Origin of the sequence: Pseudoalteromonas rubra (genome assembly GCF_005887115.1) — a bacterium.
GTDB classification, from domain to species: domain Bacteria; phylum Pseudomonadota; class Gammaproteobacteria; order Enterobacterales; family Alteromonadaceae; genus Pseudoalteromonas; species Pseudoalteromonas rubra_F.
Genome location: NZ_PNCJ01000055.1, coordinates 98,569 through 120,177 on the forward strand (window position 1 = coordinate 98,569; position 21,609 = coordinate 120,177).

A 21,609-nucleotide genomic window follows, 5' to 3' on the forward strand; every position below is an offset into this window, starting at 1 on the left:
GTCAGAGGTTTTCTTTTGCAAATGCCTTGTCCATTTTTTCAAACATATCTTTGAGCAGTTTTGCCAGCTCACGGTATTTGGGATCCCGTGACGCATCAGCCTGATAACCATTGGCTACCATTTTGTGATACAGCTCTTTGTACCAACTATTCAACGCCGGATTCAGGCGTGTATCTGCTCGTTTACCAAGCCACAGTAACCCCTGTACAGGCAAAGACAAAAAAAACAGAGCAATGGTGATGGCCTGAGGTAGGTACGCCATTCCCAAGTACGTCGTTTGGACAAAAACCGAAATTATCGCCAACGCTGGCATCACCTGAAGGGCAAATTCAGTGGCTTTAATCACTCTGAATTCGGGAAATAACAGCGTCAATTCCTTGCGCATTGGCCACTCTTTGGCGTACTGACGTCCAAGTTGCACTTGTGAAATAAGACTTTTCTGCATCATAACTCCCGGGTGCAAGGGCAAATTGTTTACTCATTCATTATTGACCAAAATCGGCAACGGACAACTTACATTTAGTCCAATGAAGAACACCAGGCAACACCATTAACGCGTTGCTTACCTGCTGTTGGCCAGCGGCCGTCCTGTCATCAATAAAACACTCAACAAAATACGATAAACCAATCGAGACGGCCTAACGTTTCTTAAAAAAATCGGGTAAAATTAACTTCATACTCGTCAATTATACCTTAGTCTAATATTAAGCTAAATGCGCCTTTTCATTTAGCTTAATACGCAATAACAGTTATTGTCAAAACGGATAGTCATTATGTCATCTACCCATGTTCTGGTACTCAATTGTGGCAGCTCCAGCCTCAAATTCGCAATCATAGACCCAAACACCGCTCAGGAACACCTATCAGGACTTGCTGAACGCCTTGGCGAAAGCAACCCTCAGATCAAATACAAGCACCAAGGTCAAAAGCACACCGTCGCGCTTAATGCCGGTGAAGCCCACCAGATTGCCATCGACAAACTGGTGGAGCTGGTTAAATCCCTTGGCCTGGACAAAGAGCTGGTTGCAGTCGGTCACCGCGTCGTGCATGGGGGTGAACACTTCACACAATCGGCCCTGATAGATGACACAGTGCACCAGGCTATTGTCAAGACCGCTGATCTGGCACCGTTGCACAATCCGGCCAACCTGCTGGGCATAGACGCCGCCACAAAGGCCTTTAGTCACTTGCCTCAGGTCGCGGTATTCGATACAGCCTTCCATCAGAGCATGGCGCCTACAGCTTATCTCTATGCACTGCCCTACGAGCTGTACAAATCCCATGGGATCCGCCGTTATGGCTTCCATGGCACCAGTCACTATTTTGTATCGACTCAGGCCATCAAAGCATTAGGCCTAGAGCAAAAAAGTTCTCGCATTATTACCGCGCACTTGGGTAACGGCTGCTCTGTTTGTGCAATAAAAGATGGTAAATCCGTCGATACCAGTATGGGATTGACACCATTAGAAGGCCTGATCATGGGCACTCGCAGCGGTGATATAGACCCAGGACTTTTCTCCTACCTGGTTAACCAGCTTGATTACAGCGTTGAACAGGTCGATACCTTACTTAACAAACAAAGTGGCCTGCTGGGGATCAGTGAATTGTCTAATGACTGCCGTACCATCGAGGAAGCTGCTGCAGACGGACATCCGCAGGCGACCCTGGCGTTGGACATGTTTTGTTATCGCCTGGCCAAACAAATTGCCAGTTTTGCGGTGCCACTGGGTGGCGTGGATGCGCTTGTATTTACCGGTGGGATTGGCGAAAACTCAGATGTTATCCGGGCGAAAGTGGTTGAACAACTTGGCTTTTTGGGTATGGAAATTGATAAGCAGGCAAACTTGGATGCGCGTTTTGGCAAACAAGGAGAAATTACACGCTCAGGTGCTACTACCAAGGCACTGGTGATCCCGACCAACGAAGAATGGGTCATCGCCCATGATGCAGCCCAACTGGCAAAGGAGCTTTAAGCAATGAGTCGTCGTATTATGCTGATCCCTATTTCAACCGGTGTTGGCCTAACATCCGTGTCCGTTGGCCTGGTGCGTGCGCTGGAGCAAAAAGCCGTTGCGGTTAATTTTTTCAAACCCATTGCACAGCCACGCAAAGAAGACACAGGTCCGGAAAAGTCTACCTTGATCGTGCAACAAGGCTCGTCAATTGCCCCGCCACAGCCATTTGAGCTGAGCTATGCCGAGCAAATGATAGGCGACGGCAAAGGCGACGATTTACTCGAAGAAATTGTCGAACGCTTTGAAAGCGCCATCAACCCTGGTGAAGTAGCCATTATCGAAGGTATGGTGCCAACACGTCGCCAACCTTATGCAGGTCGTGTCAACCGGGAAATCGCCCAGACACTGGGGGCTGACATTGTGTTCGTGTTGACTCCGGGCAATGACAGCAATGACCAGCTCGAAGACCGCCTGGAAATTGCCGCAGGTAACTATGGAGGTGTTGACCATGCTCGCGTATTAGGCTGTATCTTCAATAAAGTAAACGCACCACTTGATGAAGATGGCCGTGCACGTGCCGATCTGGTAGATCAGCACGAACCGGAACAACTTGAAAACGAGCTTAACAGGCTGGCCTCTTTGCCTGTCTTCCGTAAACATCCTTTCATGTTACTAGGCGCTATCCCGTGGGATTTTGATCTGGTCGCCCCCCGCGTGATTGACTTGAGTAACTATCTGGGCGCGGAAGTGATCAACGCCGGAGACATGGCGCACCGCCGTTTAAGACGCGTCACTTTTTGTGCCAGAACGGTCTCTAATATTCTTAACCACTTTACACCAGGCGCCCTGTTGGTTACGCCAGGTGATCGCTCAGATATTCTGGTTGCAGGTTGTTTAAGCGCTATGAACGGTACAAAGCTGGGTGCCATCTTACTCACTGGCGGATTCAAACCTGAGGCCAAGATCATGGAACTGTGCGAGCAAGCCATGGCAACGGGCCTGCCAATCCTGGCTACCACAGCAGATACCTGGCGTACCTCATTGTTATTGCACAACTTCAACATGGAAGTCCCTGCTGATGATGAGCAGCGTATCGACAAAGTGAAGCAGCACAATGCAGATCACATTGATGCCGACTGGCTAGACTCACTGGCTCAGGGCGTGGCCAGAACCCGAAAATTATCGCCTCCGGCATTTCGCTTCTTGTTGACTGATTCAGCACGTAAAGCGAATAAAACCATCGTACTGCCAGAGGGCAACGAGCCTCGGACTATTAAAGCCGCTGCTATCTGTGGTGAACGGGGCATTGCGAAAACAGTTCTGCTCGGTGAAAGAGAAGAAATCGAACGTATCGCCGCGCAACAAGGGGTGGAACTCAATGATAATGTGACCATTCTCGACCCCAATGAAGAGGTTGAAAAGTACATTGCCCCTATGGTTGAGCTACGCAAAAACAAGGGCCTGACCGAAGTTGTAGCAGCAGAGCAATTACAAGACAATGTGGTGCTCGGTACCATGATGTTGGCAGAAGACAAAGTGGACGGTTTGGTATCGGGTGCGGTCAACACCACCGCCAATACCATTCGCCCACCACTTCAGCTGATCAAAACGGCGCCGGATTCCTCTTTGGTCAGTTCAGTATTCTTTATGCTGCTACCCGATCAGGTGCTGGTTTATGGTGACTGTGCCATTAACCCAGATCCTACCGCTGAGCAGTTGGCTGACATTGCCATTCAGTCTGCTGAGTCTGCTGCCGCCTTTGGCATTGAGCCTAAAGTGGCAATGATCAGCTACAGTACCGGTACATCCGGTCAGGGAGCAGATGTAGACAAAGTGCGTGAAGCAACGCGCATTGCACAGGAAAAGCGCCCGGACCTAGACATTGACGGACCGCTGCAGTACGACGCAGCCATAATGGAAAATGTCGCGCGTAAGAAAGCGCCAAACAGTAAAGTGGCAGGTAAAGCGACGGTATTTGTATTTCCGGACCTCAATACCGGCAACACCACTTACAAAGCGGTTCAGCGAAGTGCCGATCTGATCAGTATCGGTCCCATGCTACAAGGTATGCGCAAGCCCGTTAACGACCTTAGCCGCGGTGCGCTGGTTGATGATATTGTTTACACGATTGCTCTGACCGCTATTCAGGCGGGACAAAACGACCAGTAACATATCAACCTGATTTGTCACCTAATTCGGGATGCGCATATGCTTCCCGAATTACACCTTGGCAAGGTGTGCAGTCAACGGAAAAAGGTTTCTTTTGGCCATGCTTGGCTATACTATGAAGGAGTCACAGGTGTCAGGACTCGGATATGTCGAAGCAAACATTGCAGGTATTGCCACACAATTTTACCATCCATAGTCTGGATAGTGAGCAGGCTGTGCCCGCAGAAGTGATGTCCGCTGAGATATTCTTTATTGCAAAAACCTCCGAAGAACTGTCTATTGTTTGTCCAAGTACGCTCCAGTTTGACAGTTTTGCTACTGAACCAAATTGGCGTGCACTGGAAGTGATTGGACCGCTGGGCTTTTCTTTAACCGGTATCATGGCTAATATTTCGGGCGTTTTGGCCAGTGCTAACGTCTCTATTTTTTCAATTTCTACCTACGACACAGATTATATTCTGGTCAAAGAAGCACAACTCCCTGATGCCATTAAAGCACTCAAAAAAGACGGATACCTGTTTGTCTGATGCATTTATCACAGCAGATTAATTACGCGCCGATTGCGCAAATTGCCAACCCTATCATGCACATTGCCAGTCCCTTTACCGGCAAAGTACACCCGCTTAGCCATCATCCTGAGCCTTTATTTGCAAGCGGTATGCTAGGTCCTGGCGTATGTGTCAAGCTCAATGCGGCGATGATGTTAGCTCCCTGCCCAGCCAAGGTTGAAAAAATCAGCCAACAGGGGTGTGAGTTTGTACTCAGGACAAAAACTGGTTTGCTGATACTGCTGCACCTGTTGCTCCCAACAGAATATCGAAAAACAGAGCACCTTATTCAACACAGCTATGGTAAAAAGAAGGTCGCGATGGGCGATATATTGTGTTACTTCGATGTACCGAGCGACATCGACATTCTGGGCACCTTAGTACTGCTCAATGCAGACAAGCTTGGACCATGTTATTATCCTTTAAATCAAGTCACTGCGGGAAAAGACCCGCTTATCACATTAGCCAGGGCATGTAATTTATGACCACGATTATGTACGGTATCAGCAACTGCGATACCATTAAAAAAGCCAAAAAATTCCTTGAACAAAACGACATCAGTTATACCTTTCACGATTATCGCAAAGATGGACTGGACGCGCAGATGCTGGCTGAGTTTATTGACGCATTGGGCTGGGAAAATGTACTCAATAAACGGGGCACCACTTACCGGGCTCTGAGTGATGAGGACAAGCAAAACCTTGACGCAGACAGTGCGCAAAAGCACATGTTAGCTGCACCTGCAATGATTAAGCGCCCGATTTTACTGCACGCTGGCCAGTATCACCTGGGCTTTAAGGCACCGCAATATCAGGACATATTCTCGCTATGAGTGAGACACACAGTGAGGTAGTTGCGCTGGCAAGAGCGCTCATCCAGCGCCCTTCGGTGACACCTGAAGACGCCGGATGTCAGGCCATGATCAACGCGCGTCTGAGTGCGCTGGGGTTTGACGTTGAAGAGCACTTCTTTGTTGACACCCTCAACACCTGGGCACGCAAAGGCAGTGAGGGCCCACATTTTTGCTTTGCCGGTCACACCGATGTTGTGCCCGTCGGCAACGAGCGAGACTGGCGTTATCCACCATTTTCAGGTGAGATACACGACGGCATGTTGCATGGCCGCGGTGCAGCCGACATGAAAGGTTCACTGGCTGCAATGGTGGTGGCCACTGAGCGTTTTGTCGCGCGATTTCCGCAACACAAAGGATCGATCAGTTTTTTGATCACCTCAGATGAGGAAGGTCCATTTATTAATGGCACCACTAAAGTAGTTGATTTACTTGAAGCCAGGAATGAAAAAATAGACATGTGTCTGGTTGGCGAGCCTTCATCACGGGACATTCTGGGAGATGTGGTTAAAAACGGACGCCGAGGCTCGCTGACTGGGCACCTGACCATCAAGGGCGTGCAAGGTCATGTGGCCTACCCTCACCTTGCCAAAAACCCAATCCACCTGGCTACACCGGCACTGACTGAGCTCAGCACAATACAATGGGACCAGGGCAACGCGTTTTTCCCGGCCACCAGCTTTCAGATCTCAAATATCCATGGCGGGACCGGTGCTGGTAATGTGATCCCAGGCAGCCTGGATGTCCAGTTTAACTTTCGCTTTAGTACCGAAGTAACCGCTGAACAACTCAAAGTTCGAGTCTGCGAGATACTCGACAAATATGAACTCGACTACGACTTGCACTGGACACTCAACGGCCTGCCATTTTTAACCGAGCCCGGGCCTTTGTTGAATGTCACCCTGGATGCTATCAAAGCGGTAACCGGCATTGATGCCAGCCCGGAGACAACCGGAGGTACCTCTGATGGGCGGTTTATTGCCCAAACTGGCTGTAAGGTGATCGAACTGGGGCCGGTGAATGCCACTATCCACCAGGTAAATGAATGCGTAAGCACAGAGTCACTCGACCAGCTTGCTGAAATCTACGAACTGATTTTGGAAAAACTGCTTACATGAGTCAACTCAGCACACTTGCATCCCAGGCCAGTGGCCTCTGTGACAGCCATTTAGCCCCGTTTGCGGGCTATGCTGTTCACGGCGCCATCCACCGTGATCTCAGTGCGCTGAGTGAGGCAGCCAGGCGGGCCGGATTTAGCTTCAGCATTGCCTCGGCCCATCGTGACTTTCATCGTCAGTGCCTGATTTGGAATAACAAGTTTCAGGGTGTGCGCCCGGTGTTAAACGCCCGGAATGAAGCTATCGACTTATCTGTGTTGACACCAGAGGGCTGTGTGCACGCGATTATGCTCTACTCAGCCCTGCCCGGTGCCAGCCGCCATCACTTTGGTACCGACTTGGATGTTTATGCCCGTAACTGCTTGCCAGATGGACAGCATCTGCAGCTGGAGCCCTGGGAGTATGAAAAAAGCGGACCTTTCGCCGAATTTAATGACTGGCTGAGCGAACACCTGGCTGAATTTGGTTTCTTTAGGCCCTATCAGCGTTATCAGGGTGGTGTTGCTGCCGAGCCGTGGCATATCAGTCACCGACTGAGCGCTAAGGGTATGATGGAGGCACTAAGTGTAGAGACATTAGCAACAGTGCTACGCAGTCACGACGTTGCAGCGAAACACACTATTTTGGCAATGTTGCCGACGCTATACACGCAATATATCGACAACATTTGTGAGTAAGTCAGCAATAGGGGCTCCCTATTGCTGTCTGTAATGTTCGAAAAAGCGCTGCATCCTGGCCATAGCGGGTTCCAGTTCATCCATATGGGGTAAAAATACCAGTCGGAAATGGTCTGGCTGAGGCCAGTTAAACGCCCTGCCATGCACCAGCAGTATTTTCTCTTCACGCAACAAGTCCAGCATCATACGCTCATCGTTTTTTACATTGAAATGTTGCGTGTCTATTTTGGCAAATGCGTACAATGCCCCCATAGGTTTTACACAAGATACACCCTGAATATCGTTCAGTCCCTGCCATGCAATCTGACGTTGCTCATATAAGCGCCCACCTGACTCAACTAGAGCGTCGATAGACTGCACGCCACCCAATGCCTGCTGGATAGCAAACTGTGCCGGAACGTTAGCGCATAAGCGCATAGATGCCAGCATGTTCAGGCCATCTATAAGATCTTTCATTGCCGACACTTTACCGCTGAGTACCATCCAACCCATGCGCAAACCAGCTGCGCGATACGTCTTGGCAAGTCCATTAAAGGTGATCACAGGTAAATCATCACACAAAGATGCAATTGACCAGTGTACGGCTCCGTCGTAGAGGATCTTTTCATAGATTTCATCGCTGAGCAGTAGCAGGTTGTGCTCTCTGGCAATATCAATCAGCCCCTCCAGCAACGCTTTGCTATACACGGCCCCCGTTGGATTATTAGGATTGATTAAGACAAGAGCCCGTGTTTTTGGCGTAATTTTGGCGCGTATATCGGCCAAGTCAGGAAACCAATCGGCTGCTTCATCACATAAGTAGTGAACAGGCTTGCCGCCTGACAACTTAACAGATGCCGTCCATAACGGGTAATCAGGAGCCGGTATCAGTACCTCGTCACCATCGTTCAACAGTGCCTGAGTCACCATCTGGATGAGTTCACTCACTCCATTGCCTATAAATATGTTGTCTACGCTTATGTTCGGTAAGCTTTTCTGCTGGTAGTGTTGATAAACAGCAACTCGGGCAGAATATAGCCCTTTCGAGTCACAGTACCCCTGCGCATCTGACAGGTTACGAATGATGTCACGATGCATATCTTCAGGCATATCGAAACCAAAGGCAGCCGGATTGCCGATATTCAATTTAAGGACTTTGGTGCCCTCGTCTTCCATTTTCTTCGCCTGAGACAATACAGGCCCGCGAATGTCGTAACATACCCCATTGAGTTTGCTGCTTTTAGTAATTTTTATCATTATTTCTCCCCATTCAGGCTACTAGAATAGCGCCCCGTAGACAGGAAGAAAAGTACATTCAGCGGAGAGTTTTAAAAGAAGAGTAAGAACACCTACAGCCCTATCTTGAAGACCGTTAATAAGGAAAAAATATCAACCACAAAGCAGCTCAATTTCGCCATTGAGCTGTCAGTTTTGGTATGTAGACATCTGCTATGCTTATGCGTTGGCCATCAACCATTGTTGCAGCTTGGTAGTAGAGCCAATCACCTGCTGTGACAAGCTACCAAGTGCCTCTTTGGCTGAGTCCACATCGCCTTGCAAAAGCAGCATTTCTACCTCGCGGGCACTATCAGACAAGCTCATTGCCCCAAACTGCGCAGCGTTGGATTTTAAGCTATGTGCATTGCGCGTAGCAGCTTCAATATCAACAGGTAACGCCTCTCTGACTTCGCGCTCTAAACGCTCAAATTCACTGATGCAAAACACTAAAGTATCTGAAAATTGCTCACCTAACAGGGACTGCATCGTATCCAGGCAAGCTTCATCTATTATTACATTCATATTAGTCCTTTCACTATCTGGCTAACAAACCCACCAACAGCCTCTCTTAAGGTTAATGCTAGCTAAGAGGGCCCTAAACTGCAAACTATGATATGATCTACCGCAGAAAAAACAGTAAAATAATGCGATGAAACGAACACTTTGCAATCACTGCCACTTCCCTGAGCAGACCTGCGTCTGCAAATTCCTTGGCCAGCCTGTCAAAAATCACTGTAAGATACTGGTGTTACAACACCCCAGTGAAGTCAAAGTCACTAAGAATACGGTTCGCCTATTATCATTGCAGCTTAGTAACCTTGAGGTCGTCATTGGTGAATCTGAAACCGATTTCGCACATGTGCGTCAGCAGCTTCACTCAAGCCAATGCGCATTGCTTTACCCTTCCGAAAGTGCCAAAGCACTGTCAGCGCCTGCGGGCAAAGAAACTCTACCAGCCATAGAAACCTTAGTGGTTTTAGATGGCACATGGAAAAAAGTCCACAAAATGCTGATGCTCAACCCCTGGTTGATGAGCCTTCCCCATGTCTCATTCGCAGAGTTGCCAAAAAATCAATATCATATTCGCAAAGCCGAACAAGCATTTAGTCTGTCAACACTTGAGGCGACAGCCCATTTTTTGCACCTGTATGAAGCAATTTCACCAGAACCTTTATATCGTGCTTTGGCTGGGATGATAGAACAACAAACCCGGCTCATGCCAGATCATGTTAAACAACGGTATTTGCGTGACGAATAACCGGCCGAATAATCGCTCGATGAATACTGCACGTAATCGCTTAAAACGTCGATTTTACCGCCGTGGACCAGATTATCGCTTCGGCGATCAAGCGAGTTTTGAAGAAATTAAGGCAACCTTTGGCTTTAAAACCATCACTTTAGGCGCTTGGGTCGACAAACAAGAACAACATATTGCCGCTAACCTACTTTACGATGCGTTGGCCGATCTGACCCAGATTTTGTCAGTTCCCCCTGTTACAATCGGCCTGCGAGGCACATTGAATCTCGCATTTGGAAGCGGTGGACAAGCTGGCGTTCAGGCACATTATGACAGCAATCAGCGGACGCTGGCGTTGGCTAAAAACGCAGGCGGCGGCGCACTGGCACATGAATGGTGGCATGCATTTGATCACTATATTGCCAAGCATATGTTCGACAATGTGCGCGCGCATGACTTTGCATCAGCACTGTGGCTTACCCAGACACCGAACCTGACACACCCCCTTAATCAGCAGCTAGATACCTTATTTCGACTCCTGCTGCTGGATAAAAGCGGCCTAGAATCCAGCAACTACTTTAAGCATGCCTTGTTGTTAGACAAAGCACGCGGAACCCAGTATTACGCGCGACCACAAGAGTTAACAGCCCGAGCTTTCGAATGGGTCATCGCCAATAACCCCCATATAAGCAATGCCTTCTTGGTAGACGACGTGCTTGACTCTGCTTTGGAACGTCAGGGTGGGTTTCCAGGTGAGAGTATTGCGGCTGAAACATGCCACGCAACTTCTAGTTACTTTCAGATGCTAGGTGCTGCGTTATATCGTCAAATGCAATGAATTCAGTTAACCAGCTGCGATATTCTTCAAACGGGAGTGGGCGGGAAATGTAAAAGCCCTGGCCAATGTCACAGCCAAAAGCTTGCAACATCTGGTAGCATTGCACACTTTCTACCCCTTCAGCAACAACTTGAGAGCCCAGGTTGTGTGCCATATCACAGGTAGCCTTACAAATCGTCTGGTTGGTCGCCGAGCTGGCAATATTCATCACAAAACTCTTGTCAATTTTGATTTCATCAACCCCCAGCTGACTTAAGTATGCAAGTGATGAGTAGCCCGTGCCAAAATCGTCTATGGCCATTTTAACACCCAGTCTTTTGAATCCATCTATTATTTCGTTAAGGTCAACCTCATTTGCCAAAGTCACAGACTCAGTGATTTCCAGCATCAGCTGAGAGGGGGCAAGATTCAGCTGGCTGATCAAAGTGATCAATTGTACTGCAAGCTCCTTTCTGCCGATGTCTTTTCCGGAGACATTCAGTGACAGCACATGCCGCGGATAAACACGACACAGCTGCGCTTGTGCAACCAGTGCCTGCTCAACAACCCAGTCCGTAATTTCGGGGATCATACCCGACGATTCAGCGATTGGAATAAACTCATCTGGCGGGATGACACCTAACTCAGGGTGATGCCAACGTAGCAAGACCTCAGCGCCAAACACTTCTCCCTGTTGTAGTTTAACCTGAGGCTGAAAATAGAGTGAAAACTGGTTTTGTGCGATAGCATATTTTAAAGAAGAGGCGACCTTTATTCGCCGCTCCAGATACAAAGAATCGTTATGATCAAATAATTGCCATTTTTGCGTCCCGAGAGGACGTGTCGATATTGCTTGTAATGCACGTTGCATCAATGCCTCTGTCGTCTGCGCATGGACCGGACTACTGGCAACGCCAATTTCCAACTGGTCAACCAACAATTCTCCTTTAAAACTAATCCCTTCTTCAAAAATTGACGCTAATAGACAGGCATACTGCTCCACCTGACTTAGTTCCAGCTTGCCACGCAACACTATGGCAAACAGGGTATCATCCAACCGATAGATCTCTGTGCGACTATTTGGCTCTGCCGCAACGGTCACTCTGCCATAGGTGTCCAGTTGTGTTTGAACTTTTTTTAGCAAAGTCTTCAACTGCATGGCAGCATAATCCCACCCCATATTTAACCGGATCACACTCAACACCTTGGGCCGAAACATCACCAATGTGTGGTGCTGGTGTGTGCTTTGCAGACCGTCGAGTGCTTTTTGTAGCATGTGACGATTGGGCAGTCCGGTTTCTTTGTCATGGTTTGCATACTGAAGTAACAGCAGCTTCTTTTGTCGCTCGTGCCAATAAACATAATACGCCAGCAATAATATGTGTCCGGTCAGTAAAGCATGGTTTAGCAAGAAAATTTGAGAAAGTTCTATCACGCCTAGTTGCCCCAGCATCAATATCACAACCAGCACCAGTGCCGGCAGAAAAGCGCAAGCCAGCAGACGAGCTTCCCGTTGATACTGAGCGGGTTGCATACAGAGTAAATAAGTCACATAAGCTGTAACGACCAACCCAGCCATCACCTGGAACAATAGCTGATACCCAGTATGTAATGGCGCACTGATACAAACGACCAACAGCAAACTCCATAGCAGTCGCCAAAGGTAGTACCTGTGCTGTTCATTTAATCGCTTCTCTACCGCAAAATAGTGAAAAAAGCACAGCACGCAGGCAAGAGAGAGTAAAAATAACTGGCTGCTATAGGTTGCCATAGCACCACTGAGCGCACTGGGAAAGAACAGCACATTCACGCCACTCTCTGCGCCACTGATGATTGCAACCAGCAATACATATGCAGCCAGAGCCAATAGCCCGGGTCGAAATTGAGACACAGCCATGAGCGTCAGAAAAAAGGCAACAAAGTAGATGCTGCCCGTTTCAACACCAAACAGAAATACCTTGTGACTAAGCAGCTGAACAAATTCGGCTTCCTGTACCGCGACCATTGACAACCATTGTGGATAATCACCCTGAGCCTGCACATAAAGTTGTGCGGGCTGTATGCCTCTGGGTACTTTGATATGCGGTAACACCGCCTGGGCAGACGATGCAAGCTCTTTTGTTGGGGCAATTAGTGTGTATTGAATAAGCTTGCCTGAGCGCTCAAGATAAAACTTGAGTACTCCCTGAACAGGCTGGGTATAGATAACCTGTTCATGATTTGGGTTTGCAGGTATATCGACCCGCACCCAGGTCGCTATACCTCTCTGAAGCCGAATAGCCTGCCTAGCCGAGGTCATACTCTCTGCCATTTGGCGGATTTCTGCCAGACCCAGTTGATTGGTCGCATCACTGTATACTTTAAATGACATCTGCACCGGAGGGCCTTCTGAAAGCTCACTGGATTGCGCTACGCTCTCCAATACCAGAACAGTCATGACAGTTAGCAAGACGGCTATCACGCGTATCACGCTTAACCACATCCCAACCTCCTTGAGCAAGTGGTATAGTTCGTTCAATTAACAGGCCTGTTAAGGCTTAGCCCAGTTTAGCTCGCTTCTGGTAATTGCAATCATCACGGCAGACGCATTCTGCTTTTTCACATTACCTTGTAGCATTAATGTTAAGTATGGAGGCTGAAGTTTGAATTGCCAGTGCCAATATAAAAATTCCACAATTATACGGCAACTGGAGACTGGATGAGGTACTGTGCGGCTCGCGTTCTGGTCAGCCACACACTACCCAGTATGAAAAGTATTTATTTAATTATCAACGGTTGTCGTCACTAATCCGACTGGCGATCGCGCTATTTTGACCTTTATATTTGGCATCTTTACGCATGTTGTAAGGCGCCTCTGCGGGGCTACTCAGGGTTTCAAAACTCAATGCGCCAATCTTCATCTTAGGTCGCAACGCCAAGGGCAGCTTACCAGAGTTATAGAACTCCAGAACAATGTTGCCAGACCAGCCCGGATCGATACGATGTGCGGTTACGTGCACCATCAGGCCTAACCTGGCTAAAGACGAGCGACCATCAAGCCAGCCGACAAGATCCGCTGGTAATGTCACAGACTCATAAGTCATAGCCAAAGCCAGTTCGCCTGGGTGCAGGAAAAAGGCCTGACCATCTTCGAGCACGATTTCATCACTCATAATGGATTCCATTGCTGCGTTGATCTGCTCTTTAGGCCCACTCAGGTCAACATAGGGTGCAGCATGATCCTGAAACACCCGAAATTTATTGCCCAGACGCAAATCAACGGTCACCCCTGAGATCATCTCATCAGCCGGCGTTGGCTCGATTTGAATGTGTTGGTTTTTGATAGCTTGTTTTATATCTCTGTCAGAGAGTCTCATTAGTTAGTCATCCGTTATTAGAATTTCGACCCCTTGAGTCGATTGTGATTGTAAATACAACATGCTGCTCACCAGCTGCGCACAATAAATATAATGGTCTTTTATCGGCAGTGATTGGGCTGTGATATTCGCGCCCTGTTCCGAATTTTCTCGGATCCCGGTATCCAATGGGATTTCAGCAAGCAGCGGAACACCATGACGCGCAGCCAGTTTAGCGCCCCCTTCACTACCGAAAATGGCGTTTTTACCATCGCAATGCTGACACGAAAAATAGCTCATGTTCTCTATCAGGCCAATAATGGGCAGGTTGACTTTATTGAACATTGCAATGCCCTTTTGCGCATCAGCCAGTGCCAGATCCTGAGGGGTTGTCACCACAATTGCGCCACTGGCGGGGACTTTTTGGGTCATCGTCAGCTGGATATCACCCGTGCCTGGCGGCATATCGACGATCAGGTAATCCAGCTCACCCCATGCAGTTTCATTTAACAATTGAGTAAGTGCCTGCGATGCCATAGGACCGCGCCAGACCGTCGCATCGTCCTCAGCCACCAAAAAGCCGATAGACATGGCTTTGACGCCGTCTTTTTCAAACGGCTTTAGTGTATTTTCGTCCAGAGCCTCTGGTTGCTGCCCACTCAGTCCTAGTAAAGAAGGTATGGAGGGACCATAAATATCGGCATCCAAGATACCCACTTGAGCCCCTTGAGAGGCAAGTCCGGTGGCCAGATTTACGGCTGTGGTCGATTTGCCCACCCCACCTTTCCCTGACGCCACTAGAACAATGTGTTTAATTTGTTTGAACTGAGCCGCACCAGCGACTTCACATTGGCATGTTACGCGGACGTCCGCATTCAAAGAGTCACTCAGGTGGGTAGAGAGCACAGCTCCCTGCCCTGACGCGGCAAAAGGCAAAGTGAGTGTAACTTGCCAGGACATTTTTGCCGCTTTGTCGGGTGAAATATCCGCAATCCACTGCGTATCAATGCCCATAGGAAAAATTGCGCTACGATAGTGTTGCAGATGAGTTTTAATCTGTTCTTTTATGGGGTCCTTCCTGGTAAATAGTTTTTCAATACCAAACATACAAATAAAACGCCTTGAGGTGATGAAATGGGCGCAGGAATTATGTAACATTCACTTCATTAAAACCAGTCAAATTCGCGTCTGCTGGGATTTTCCCAGCCGTTCTGGTTAGTCTTTTATCACAACAGACTGGCTAACCGGGCCGAAGTTTTTGCTCACTGTATCGATAAGCACCGTGCATGATGCCAGGCGCCAGATCTACAGAGCCAAACTGAGCCGCTCTATTTTCACGGAATAACTATGACAAAGAGAAAAATTCTCATAACAAGTGCACTGCCTTATGCTAACGGTCCGACCCACCTGGGTCACCTGTTGGAGTACATTCAAACCGACATCTGGGCTCGTTTCCAGAAGCAGCAAGGCCATGAGGCTTATTATGTTTGTGCTGATGACGCTCACGGTACACCTATTATGCTGAACGCCCAAAAACAGGGCATCACGCCAGAAGAAATGGTTCAGCAAGTCAGTATTGAGAGACAGCGTGACTTTGCCGACTTTAATATCGAATTCGACAACTATCACAGCACCCACAGTGACGAAAACCGTGAGCTGAGCGAGTTAATTTATACTCGCCTGAACGATAAAGGGCATATTAAGAAGCGCACTATCTCTCAGCTGTTTGACCCAGAAAAAAGTATTTTCCTGCCCGATCGGTTTGTTACTGGTACTTGTCCAAACTGTAAGGCCGAAGAGCAAAACGGAGACAGCTGTGATGCCTGTGGTGCAACTTACAGCCCAACCGAGCTGATTGAACCAAAATCCGCAATGTCGGGCGCAACACCTGTTCTGAAAGATTCTGAGCACTTTTTCTTCGATCTGCCCGCTTTTGAAGATATGTTAAAAACCTGGCTTCACTCTGGCAGTTTACAGGCTGAGATGGCTAATAAACTGGATGAGTGGTTTGCAGATGGTCTGCAACAGTGGGATATCAGCCGTGATGCGCCTTACTTTGGATTTGAAATCCCGGGCGCACCAGGAAAATACTTCTACGTATGGCTGGATGCACCTATTGGTTACATGGCAAGCTTTAAAAACCTTTGTGACAAGCAGGGCCTTAACTTTGATGAGTTCTGGGCTGAAGGGTCAGATGCCGAGCTATATCATTTCATTGGTAAAGACATCATCTACTTCCACAGTTTGTTCTGGCCCGCAATGCTGGACGGCGCTAACTTCAGAAAACCAAATAATGTATTCGCGCACGGCTTTGTTACCGTAAATGGTGCGAAAATGTCTAAATCTAAAGGTACTTTCGTCAAAGCACGTACCTACCTGGAACATTTGGACCCTGAATATCTGCGCTATTATTATGCAGCTAAACTGAACAGCGGTGTCACAGATCTGGATCTCAACCTTGAAGATTTCGCGCAGCGCGTAAACTCAGATCTGGTCGGTAAGGTTGTCAATATCGCCAGCCGCTGTGCTGGCTTCATTACTAAAAAATTCGGCGGTAAGCTAAGCAATACCGTGATGGATGAAGCACTGTTAAGTAGTTTTGTTGCTGCCAAAGACAGCATTGCCGGTCACTATGAAAACCGCGAATACAGCCGTGCTGTGCGCGAGATCATGACACTTGCCGACAAGGCTAACCAGTTCATCGACGCAGAAGCCCCCTGGGTACTTGCTAAGAATGAAGACACGCTGGAACGTGCACACCAGGTATGCTCAATGGGTCTGAACCTGTTCCGTGTGTTGTTGACCTACCTCAAGCCTATCCTGCCAGGTATGGCTAAGAATGTAGAAACTTTCTTGAACACTGAATTGAGCTGGGAAGGCCTGGAAACGGCGCTTGTCGACCATGAAATCAACAAGTTTAAAGCCCTGATGCAACGTGTTGAACTGGACAAAGTCAATGCAATGGTTGACGCCTCAAAAGAAAGCCTGGAGAAAAAAGTCGGCGGCCAGAGTGCAAAACCCGCTGCTGACAGCCCGCTGGCTAAAGAGCCGATTGCTGACGAAATCGAGTTCGACGATTTTGCTAAAGTAGACCTGCGTGTGGCTAAAATTGCCAATGCAGAGCACGTTGAAGGCGCAGACAAGCTCCTGAAGTTGACGCTGGACTTAGGTGGAGAGACCCGCCAGGTCTTTGCCGGTATTAAATCGGCCTATGCTCCGGAAGATCTGATCGGCAAACTGACAGTCATGGTTGCCAACCTGAAGCCTCGTAAAATGCGCTTTGGTATGTCAGAAGGCATGGTGCTGGCTGCAGGCCCCGGCGGTAAAGAGATCTATATCCTCAACCCGGATGAAGGCTCACAGCCTGGCATGCGTGTGATGTAATCTGTGCTGCTATTAAACTAGATTGAATAAACGGGCCATCAGGCCCGTTTTTGTTTAGCTGTTTTCAGCTCCTTTGACAACTGATCGCGCACGGCCATCAGAGCATACCCCAACAGATTAAGCCCTTGCCATTTTTGAGGTACACTTGCAAATTCATGGTCCTCCGCCAGGCCTATCCCCCAAATTGTATCAACCGGACGCGCCTCAACCAAAACGCTCTTGTTTGTAGAGAACAAGAACGTCTTCAGTTCTGGGTTTTGACCAAGTAAGAGTGAACACATATCCCTATGGAGGGCTCCCGATCCGGTATCAGCAACCGCGGCTCAAACCATATCCAGCTAAAATGGTTCATTTCACCTTGCGCAAAGACCGAGCTAAAGCTCGACTTTGCACGATAAAGCGTTCGGCGAGCTGCGAAGCGTTGCTTCGGTCTCAAACAAGTACGAGTGGACACATATCCCTATGGAGGGCTCCCGGCTTTTCATCCATGAAAAGCGTTCGGCGAGCTGCGAAGCGTTGCTTCGGTCTCGCCTCACCCAGCCATTTCTTCGCCTTTGGCGGGGCTGTATGGGACTTTGATGCTGACTTCGATTCCTAGTCCTGGCGTTGAGCTCGCTGTGATTTCACCTTTAAGCAGTTGTGTCACCAGGTTATACACGATATGCATGCCCAGACCGCAGCCTCCCTGACTTCTTTTTGTCGTTACAAACGGATCGAACAGGGTCTTTAACCCCTCTTTTGACATCCCTATCCCATCATCGCGGTATACGAGTAACCAGTGCTCTCCGAGCATACTGGTTGATACATCGACCTTACCCTTTTGTTGTTTTTCAAAGCCATGGATCATTGAGTTGTTAAATAAGTTTGTCATTATCTGATAAATCGCGCCTGGGTAGGTATTGACCAACATGTCGGCATCACCCGTAATAGACAAGGTAATCTCTTTCCCTTTACTCAGTGGCAGAAGAGAGCTAAAAACATCTTCGATATAATCTTTGACGTTAATATCCCGCTCCACTTCGCTAGACTGATCAACGGCGACCTGCTTAAAGTTGCTGATCAGCATTTGCGCTCTGTCCAGATTACGCAGGATCAGCCTGTACCCTTCCTCTTGTTCTGAATTAGAGCGCTCCAAATCAGCCTGACGTAATTGTTTTTTCTGAAGCTTCTCAGCGATGTTATGCAAGCATTCCTGATTGTAAGTCAACGCAGTAATTGCCACACCCAACGGAGTATTAATCTCATGTGCGATCCCTGCCACCACATTACCCAACGACGCCATTTTTTCACTTTCAATCAGTTCCTGCTGAGTACGTTTAAGCTCCATCATCGCCTGTTCAAGCTTTTGGTTCTTTTTGTATAGCTCGTCTGTTCGCATCGCCACTTTAATTTCCAGTTGCTCGTTTAGCGTCTGCAATGCGTTCTGGTGTGCCTTCAATTCAGCTATGTCTTTCAAAGCGCCAACAATACGCTGTGGTCGACCGTGATGGTCGCGGCTAACCACTTTACCGCGCTCCAGCACCCAGCTCCATTGGTCTTTTAGTGTTTTTACCCGCATCGCGATTTCATAGGTGTCCTGCTCTCCCTCAAGGCATGCTTCTATTTTCTCCTCCCATGCAATACATTCCTTTGGGTGTACAAACTGGTCTATGTCCTCGACCGACATAGTCGCCAGAACCTTGCCATAATCAATGCGTGGCTTAACGCAGTAACGATAAACCTTTTTGTCCTCAAGGTGCCAGTCCCATAACTCATCGCCGCTTGCCCACAAGCTCAACTCAAGGCGTTGCTGCAGCTCATTCATCACTCGGTTGTCATTCACAACCTGGCGGAAACGTGCCTGCCGTTGCCTGAGCCACAAAGCGACGCTCAGTGTCAATGCGACAACGTAAAATGTCTTGGAGTACCAGTCCCACCACCAGGGCGCTTTTATACTGATCGTGAAGCGATGTACTGGCGACTTTTGATTGAAACGATTAACTGTGTATGTTTGAACCTGATAGTTCCCAGGCTCGAGTTTCAGCAGATTGATCTGCCTGACCCCGTCAGCCAGTTTCAACCACTGATCACTCAGCCCAACGATACGATAAAAAAAGTTTAAGCGCTCTGAGCCGTAGTCCAGGCTGGAATAGTGTAAAGAAATAATGTCCTGATCATAATTCAGAGAAAGTTTCTCTGTGAGCTCTGGTGCTAAAGTCAGCTCACTACTGTCCTCAGGATGCAATACTTCCCCAAGCAACTCAATACTTGAAATTAACAGAGGACGGATCCCAAACGCGATACGGATTTGCTCTGGGTAAAATTGGTTAAACCCTTTAGCCCCGCCAATAAAAACCCGACCATCGGGAGCAAGCCAGGCCGCATTGTAATTAAATTCGTTATCCTGTACGCCATCAACAACCAAGAAATTGTCAATATTATGGTCATGTATGTTGACCCGGCTGAGGCCTCCACTGGTACCAAGCCAAACGTGTTGCTGCTGATCAAATACCATGGCCCAGATAGCTTCATTGGCGAGCCCGTCGGCTATCTTTAACACCTTTTCAACTTCAAATTGCTTGTTCAGAATACTGACCCCAGATTCACTGGCGACCCAAATTGCGCCCAGAGTATCGCGTGCGAGCATAAAAACAATATCCGATGCCAAACCATTATTTGTAGTCAGCGATTTAATCGCCTGGCCATCATAATGGAACAAACCATCACCCACACTGCCAAAGTAAAAGCCATCCCCGTCGACTAAGACAGAGGATACATGATTGGGCGCTGCAACCGATGGTGCAAAAAATGGCAGGAGTTTTTTCTGCTCATTGTCATAATACAGTAAGCCCAACGTACGGGAACTCAGTAAAACCTGTTGCTTAAACACTGTGATGTCGTTAAAACTCACTTCCGGACCATTACCGAAATCTGGCTTAAAGTGCATTACCTCGCCATTAGAGAGATTAAGTCTGGCCACACCTGCACCACGTGAAGTCAACCACACATGCTCATTCACAACCTGTACTTTGGTAATAAAGCTGTTGGAGAAGGAGGCGAGTTCAGGGTAAGCCTGCTCTGCCTTAGTAAACTGCTGCTGTTGGAAAATATAAACCCCATTGGACGTTGCAATCCACAGCCGATCTGATGAATCCAGTGCAAAACTGCGAACATCCGAGTTCGCCAAAGGCGCACTTGGGTAGTTATATTCTCCTACATGACCAAAAGTCTCACTGAGCTGACTGATGAAATGCAGGCCCCGGGTTTCTGTGCCTATCCACAAATCGCTATTACTGTCCCGAAAAACTGAGAGAATGCTGCTGTCCTGTAATCCTGACTTATTATTGCCCCGTTTATACCAGCGCTTTTTAATTTCCCCCTTCATGTTAAGCAGGTATACGCCATGACTGGTAGCTACAAAAAGCTCCCCTGCTGAAGCGAACACAGAGTGCAGTACCAGCTTGGAATCCGGTGCTATGGCACTTTGCCATAAGGCGCGCTCAAACAAGGTATCATATACCGTTAACTTGTTATCCTTGCCAATTAAGAATGCCCGCTCACCACTGATCATCAACGACTTAAAATCACCCGCTAACAATAGCGTCGTCATGTCGGTCTGACGATTATTGACCACCAGCCCTTCATCAGACAGGTAGTAGACCAAGTTTTTGTACACTGTTACATATCGAATAAAGTCGCCCTTCAGGGTCAACTCTTGCGGTAGCAGAGCTGCTTTATCTATCACATAGTAAAAGCCGTCCTCTGTGGTGACTGAAACCGCGCTGCCCTGACAACCAATAGACTGAACCCGATCAGAGGGGATCAATGGACTAAAATCACTTAAAAAGCTTTGGAACCGTCCCGTAACGGTATGATAAACGCTGAGCCCGGTGCTGGTACCAATCCAAAGTGACTCACCACTATGGCATAGCGCGGTAATAAAAGCCCCGGCCAATGAAAACGGGTCTTGCTGGCGGCTACTAAACTGCTTAAATGAATGACCATCAAAGCGGTTAAGACCCGCTTGTGTACCAATCCAGATATAACCGAGTTGATCTTCTTCAATCGCGGTAATACTTACCTGACTCAGACCTGATTCATAATCATAGTGACGCATCACCTGCGCCGTATCAGAAAAGATGGGAACAGCCAGTAAAGGAGCTGAATACAACCAGACCATCATTAGGAGCAGGAAGCTTACGCTGAATTTTGCGTGTTTTATATGTTGTTGCTGATACAACCCTATCACCTTTTGCGCAGGCTCTTTGTTGTAACTATAGCAA

The 21,609-nt window shown here is 48.2% G+C and carries 18 protein-coding genes; 10 read left to right on the forward strand and 8 right to left on the reverse strand.

The genetic code is table 11. The annotated features are described in order from the left end of the window. Position 1 precedes the first annotated feature (1 nt). Entirely contained in the window at positions 2–445 is a 444-nt protein-coding gene (gene yfbV / locus CWB98_RS22260; RefSeq protein ID WP_125719001.1) for a terminus macrodomain insulation protein YfbV, read from the reverse strand. Between the two features lie 328 nt (positions 446–773). On the opposite strand from yfbV, the gene CWB98_RS22265 reads away from it, so the two are divergent. From CWB98_RS22265 to CWB98_RS22295, 7 genes are all read left to right on the forward strand, one after another. Beyond that, entirely contained in the window at positions 774–1,973 is a 1,200-nt protein-coding gene (locus tag CWB98_RS22265; RefSeq protein ID WP_138546799.1) for an acetate kinase, read from the forward strand. A gap of 3 nt (positions 1,974–1,976) precedes the next feature. Further along, on the forward strand, positions 1,977–4,124 hold the full coding sequence (gene pta, locus CWB98_RS22270; RefSeq protein WP_138546800.1) for a phosphate acetyltransferase: 2,148 nt from the start codon (positions 1,977–1,979) through the stop codon (positions 4,122–4,124). Positions 4,125–4,270: 146 nt separating this feature from the next. Continuing rightward, positions 4,271–4,651: an ACT domain-containing protein gene (locus tag CWB98_RS22275; RefSeq protein ID WP_138546801.1), complete on the forward strand. Its 381-nt coding sequence runs from the start codon at positions 4,271–4,273 to the stop codon at positions 4,649–4,651. Continuing rightward, positions 4,651–5,157 (forward strand): PTS glucose transporter subunit IIA, encoded by a 507-nt coding sequence (locus tag CWB98_RS22280; protein ID WP_138546802.1) that lies wholly within the window; start codon positions 4,651–4,653, stop codon positions 5,155–5,157. Before CWB98_RS22275 ends, CWB98_RS22280 begins: the two co-directional genes overlap by 1 nt. Beyond that, a complete protein-coding gene (locus CWB98_RS22285) occupies positions 5,154–5,504 on the forward strand; it encodes an ArsC family reductase (RefSeq protein WP_138546803.1) in 351 nt (116 codons plus the stop codon). Before CWB98_RS22280 ends, CWB98_RS22285 begins: the two co-directional genes overlap by 4 nt. Then, on the forward strand, positions 5,501–6,640 hold the full coding sequence (dapE, locus tag CWB98_RS22290; RefSeq protein WP_138546804.1) for a succinyl-diaminopimelate desuccinylase: 1,140 nt from the start codon (positions 5,501–5,503) through the stop codon (positions 6,638–6,640). Before CWB98_RS22285 ends, dapE begins: the two co-directional genes overlap by 4 nt. Then, complete coding sequence (locus CWB98_RS22295; RefSeq protein WP_138546805.1) at positions 6,637–7,317, forward strand: M15 family metallopeptidase; 681 nt, start codon at positions 6,637–6,639, stop codon at positions 7,315–7,317. Before dapE ends, CWB98_RS22295 begins: the two co-directional genes overlap by 4 nt. Before the next feature lie 18 nt (positions 7,318–7,335). Here CWB98_RS22295 and CWB98_RS22300 read toward each other — a convergent pair whose 3' ends face one another. Both CWB98_RS22300 and CWB98_RS22305 read right to left on the reverse strand, forming a co-directional pair. Continuing rightward, positions 7,336–8,553, reverse strand: a complete 1,218-nt coding sequence (locus CWB98_RS22300) for a pyridoxal phosphate-dependent aminotransferase (protein WP_138546806.1) — start codon at positions 8,551–8,553, stop codon at positions 7,336–7,338. Between the two features lie 198 nt (positions 8,554–8,751). After that, positions 8,752–9,096, reverse strand: a complete 345-nt coding sequence (locus CWB98_RS22305) for an Hpt domain-containing protein (protein WP_138546807.1) — start codon at positions 9,094–9,096, stop codon at positions 8,752–8,754. Between the two features lie 127 nt (positions 9,097–9,223). On the opposite strand from CWB98_RS22305, the gene CWB98_RS22310 reads away from it, so the two are divergent. Next, positions 9,224–9,832: a tRNA-uridine aminocarboxypropyltransferase gene (locus CWB98_RS22310; protein WP_138546808.1), complete on the forward strand. Its 609-nt coding sequence runs from the start codon at positions 9,224–9,226 to the stop codon at positions 9,830–9,832. A 19-nt stretch (positions 9,833–9,851) separates the two neighbouring features. After that, complete coding sequence (locus CWB98_RS22315) at positions 9,852–10,649, forward strand: CLCA_X family protein (RefSeq protein ID WP_138546840.1); 798 nt, start codon at positions 9,852–9,854, stop codon at positions 10,647–10,649. Here the strand turns inward: CWB98_RS22315 and CWB98_RS22320 are convergent. The 3 genes from CWB98_RS22320 to CWB98_RS22330 all read right to left on the reverse strand — a co-directional run bounded on the left by CWB98_RS22320 (position 10,600) and on the right by CWB98_RS22330 (position 15,070). Beyond that, entirely contained in the window at positions 10,600–13,110 is a 2,511-nt protein-coding gene (locus CWB98_RS22320; protein ID WP_138546809.1) for a putative bifunctional diguanylate cyclase/phosphodiesterase, read from the reverse strand. The two genes, CWB98_RS22315 and CWB98_RS22320, sit on opposite strands and share 50 nt — an antisense overlap. 286 nt (positions 13,111–13,396) lie before the next feature. Beyond that, positions 13,397–13,984, reverse strand: coding sequence for a dCTP deaminase (gene dcd / locus CWB98_RS22325; RefSeq protein WP_138546810.1), 588 nt, complete (start codon positions 13,982–13,984; stop codon positions 13,397–13,399). 3 nt (positions 13,985–13,987) lie between these two features. Next, positions 13,988–15,070, reverse strand: a complete 1,083-nt coding sequence (locus tag CWB98_RS22330) for an Mrp/NBP35 family ATP-binding protein (RefSeq protein WP_138546811.1) — start codon at positions 15,068–15,070, stop codon at positions 13,988–13,990. Between the two features lie 240 nt (positions 15,071–15,310). Here CWB98_RS22330 and metG point away from each other — a divergent pair, with 240 nt between their 5' ends. Then, positions 15,311–17,347, forward strand: coding sequence for a methionine--tRNA ligase (gene metG / locus CWB98_RS22335; protein ID WP_138546812.1), 2,037 nt, complete (start codon positions 15,311–15,313; stop codon positions 17,345–17,347). Positions 17,348–17,385: 38 nt separating this feature from the next. Here metG and CWB98_RS22340 read toward each other — a convergent pair whose 3' ends face one another. Together CWB98_RS22340 and CWB98_RS22345 are read right to left on the reverse strand one after the other, a co-directional pair. Then, positions 17,386–17,628 (reverse strand): NADAR domain-containing protein, encoded by a 243-nt coding sequence (locus tag CWB98_RS22340; protein WP_249364744.1) that lies wholly within the window; start codon positions 17,626–17,628, stop codon positions 17,386–17,388. Between the two features lie 251 nt (positions 17,629–17,879). Then, a complete protein-coding gene (locus CWB98_RS22345; protein ID WP_138546813.1) occupies positions 17,880–21,566 on the reverse strand; it encodes a sensor histidine kinase in 3,687 nt (1,228 codons plus the stop codon). Between the last annotated feature and the right edge of the window lie 43 nt (positions 21,567–21,609).

Coding starts and splice junctions, on each gene's coding strand:
- CWB98_RS22280 (WP_138546802.1), top strand. CDS start 4,651: ATGCATTTATCACAGCAGATTAATTACGCGCCGATTGCGCAAATTGCC.
- CWB98_RS22275 (WP_138546801.1), top strand. CDS start 4,271: ATGTCGAAGCAAACATTGCAGGTATTGCCACACAATTTTACCATCCAT.
- yfbV (WP_125719001.1), bottom strand. CDS start 445: ATGCAGAAAAGTCTTATTTCACAAGTGCAACTTGGACGTCAGTACGCC.
- CWB98_RS22285 (WP_138546803.1), top strand. CDS start 5,154: ATGACCACGATTATGTACGGTATCAGCAACTGCGATACCATTAAAAAA.
- CWB98_RS22265 (WP_138546799.1), top strand. CDS start 774: ATGTCATCTACCCATGTTCTGGTACTCAATTGTGGCAGCTCCAGCCTC.
- CWB98_RS22330 (WP_138546811.1), bottom strand. CDS start 15,070: ATGTTTGGTATTGAAAAACTATTTACCAGGAAGGACCCCATAAAAGAA.
- CWB98_RS22305 (WP_138546807.1), bottom strand. CDS start 9,096: ATGAATGTAATAATAGATGAAGCTTGCCTGGATACGATGCAGTCCCTG.
- dcd (WP_138546810.1), bottom strand. CDS start 13,984: ATGAGACTCTCTGACAGAGATATAAAACAAGCTATCAAAAACCAACAC.
- CWB98_RS22310 (WP_138546808.1), top strand. CDS start 9,224: ATGAAACGAACACTTTGCAATCACTGCCACTTCCCTGAGCAGACCTGC.
- CWB98_RS22295 (WP_138546805.1), top strand. CDS start 6,637: ATGAGTCAACTCAGCACACTTGCATCCCAGGCCAGTGGCCTCTGTGAC.
- metG (WP_138546812.1), top strand. CDS start 15,311: ATGACAAAGAGAAAAATTCTCATAACAAGTGCACTGCCTTATGCTAAC.
- CWB98_RS22320 (WP_138546809.1), bottom strand. CDS start 13,110: ATGTGGTTAAGCGTGATACGCGTGATAGCCGTCTTGCTAACTGTCATG.
- dapE (WP_138546804.1), top strand. CDS start 5,501: ATGAGTGAGACACACAGTGAGGTAGTTGCGCTGGCAAGAGCGCTCATC.
- CWB98_RS22315 (WP_138546840.1), top strand. CDS start 9,852: ATGAATACTGCACGTAATCGCTTAAAACGTCGATTTTACCGCCGTGGA.
- CWB98_RS22340 (WP_249364744.1), bottom strand. CDS start 17,628: ATGTGTTCACTCTTACTTGGTCAAAACCCAGAACTGAAGACGTTCTTG.
- CWB98_RS22300 (WP_138546806.1), bottom strand. CDS start 8,553: ATGATAAAAATTACTAAAAGCAGCAAACTCAATGGGGTATGTTACGAC.
- pta (WP_138546800.1), top strand. CDS start 1,977: ATGAGTCGTCGTATTATGCTGATCCCTATTTCAACCGGTGTTGGCCTA.